This is a genomic window from Aquiflexum sp., assembly GCF_977115555.1.
This window is the reverse complement of record NZ_CDSBKL010000525.1, coordinates 1-2438: the sequence shown is the minus strand read 5'-3', so window position 1 is coordinate 2438 and position 2438 is coordinate 1. Positions and strand designations below refer to the sequence as shown.

Genomic DNA, 2438 nt, shown 5'->3' with positions numbered 1-2438 from the left:
TTTTTTGTGTACAATAAATGTAATGTTCAAAAAAGCCTTAAACAGTGATGAAAATCACATTTATAAAAAAATAGAAAAAATTTTTCTTAAAAAAACAGAATCTGGGTGCAAGGTTCAGAATTATGGCTTGTCTTTTTATGAATTTTTAAACAGATTTTTTAATAAAGGGATTTATTATCTATTAAAACCCATTTTTTGAAAACCTGGTTGGCTTCTTCCTTGAGGATTTGGGAAAATGGAATTTTCCTTTCATCTAACGGTAATTCAAGTTCCTCATATATAAATTGGTCATCGAAGCCAACGGCAGCAGCATCTTTTTTGGTATTGGCATAAAATACCCGAGATGGCCTGGCCCAATAAATTGCCCCTAAGCACATCGGGCAGGGTTCACAAGAGGTATACATGTCACAGCCGGTCAGTTGGAAACTACCGAGGTTTTTGCAGGCATCCCTGATAGCGACTACTTCTGCATGTGCGGTAGGGTCATTGGTATCAAGGACGGAGTTATACCCTTGGCCGATTACCTTTCCGTCTTTTACTATGACACAACCAAATGGTCCGCCTTTTCCTTGTTCCATTCCGAACCGGGAAAGTGCAATAGCCATTTTCATGAATTTTTCGTGGGTTTCTTCCATGGGAATTTTTTTAAGTATCAAGTATCAAGAAGTAAGAACCGAGAAACGAGAAGCGAGAGACGAGAACTGAGTACAAAGTATCAAGAACCAAGTATCAAGATGCGAGAGACGAGAAGCGAGAGACGAGAACTGAATACCAAGTATTAAGTACCAAGTACCAAGTATCAAGTACCAAGAAGAGCACGAATCTTCGATGAAATAATCAGTTAAACAAATAACCATTTACCACTACTCCAATTCTCCGATAACTTGACAACTCGATAACAATGACAGCCTGACAACAATTACAACAATTACAACCACTACAACAATTACAACAATAGCAACCAATAACCATCCCCTCACCCAATCCATTTATTCAAAAATTCCATAAAGGCATCTTTGTAATTTTCACTGACCACGATCTGGGCATTTCCTATGTGGATGACGTTTCTGGATACAGAGTCGATATGGTCTAGATTGATGATGAATGAACGGTGTACACGCATGAAATTGTCTGAGGGGAGTAGTTCCTCCATGCTTTTCATACTTGTCAGAGAGAGTAAGGGGTTTGGCTTGTCCTTTAAATGGACTTTTACATAATCTTTGTAGGCTTCGATATGGGTGATATCTTTCAACATTACCTTAATGAGCTGATACTCTACTTTGAGAAAAATATAATCCACCTGCTTCTCTGTTTCTACTTTCACCACCGTGTTTTTACTTTGATTCTCAAAAAATTGGTAGGCTTTTGTAGCTGCCTTCAAAAACTCCTCATAACTGAATGGTTTGAGAAGATAATCGAGGGCATCTACCTTATATCCTTCCACCGCAAATTGGTTGTAGGCCGTAGTGAATATGATTTTTGGTTTTTTGGTGGAGGTTTTGCCATCAAGGATTCTGGCTAATTCCATTCCCGAAAGGTCAGGCATCTGAATGTCTAAAAAAATGAGGTCAACCTCATTTTGGTTCACATAGCCCAAAGCCTGTATGGCGTTATCAAATTTGGATTGCAGGCTGAGAAACGAAGTCTGTTCGATGAATTTGGAGACCATATCCAAAGCCAAAGGCTCATCATCTACCGCAATGCATTTGATTGTCATGAGAGCTGAAGTTTCAAAGTTATCTTAAATTGGTTTTCAGCGTTTTCTTGGTCGATATCCAACGTGTATTTGCCAGGATAGAGTAAGTCAAGTCTTCTAATGGTATTTGTCATACCTATTCCGCTTGCACTTCCTTCAGGCGTATTTTCGGTTGATTTGAAGATTGTATTTTCGGTATGCAATACAAGATAGTTTTTCTCTTTTGAAAGTGAAATTAGAATATTGCTGCCATGCTGGGAACTGATGCCGTGTTTGAAGCAATTTTCAATAAAAGGTAAAAGGAGCATCGGAGCGATTTCTGCATCTTCTATTTTATCAGGAATCCGGATTTCAAGCTTTACTTTGCCTGTAAGTCTCAGTTTCATCAATTCTATGAAATCTTTTATAAACTCATTTTCCTTAGAAAGAAGCGTATGGTTTTTTTCCGTTTCATACAGTACATAACGCATCATCCTACTCAGTTTCAATAACGCTGTTTTTGCCTTTTCAACATCAATATTCGTCAATGCATAAATATTGTTGAGAGTATTGAAAAAGAAATGCGGGTTAATCTGTGCTTTGAGGTAGGAAAGTTCGGAATTGATCTGCTGCTGTTGGAGTTCAAGCCTTATTTTTTCGTCAGATTGCCATTTTTGGACTGCGCCGATGCTCGTGCTGATGCCGACGGACATGTAAAAAATCAAAAGGCTGGAAATATCCCAATACAAGTTTCTTGGCCTTG

The 2438-nt window shown here is 38.4% G+C and carries 3 protein-coding genes; all 3 read right to left on the bottom strand.

Annotated elements, in window-relative coordinates:
- Positions 1-158: 158 nt before the first annotated feature.
- Positions 159-635 carry a nucleoside deaminase gene (locus ACZFYI_RS19105; protein ID WP_462525715.1) on the bottom strand — a complete coding sequence of 159 codons (477 nt, stop codon included), beginning with the start codon at positions 633-635 and terminating at the stop codon, positions 159-161.
- A gap of 341 nt (positions 636-976) precedes the next feature.
- Entirely contained in the window at positions 977-1717 is a 741-nt protein-coding gene (locus tag ACZFYI_RS19100) for a LytR/AlgR family response regulator transcription factor (protein ID WP_462525714.1), read from the bottom strand.
- Positions 1714-2438, bottom strand: a 725-nt coding sequence (locus ACZFYI_RS19095; RefSeq protein ID WP_462525713.1) for a sensor histidine kinase, incomplete at its 5' end; no start/stop codon positions are given. The genes ACZFYI_RS19095 and ACZFYI_RS19100, both read right to left, overlap by 4 nt.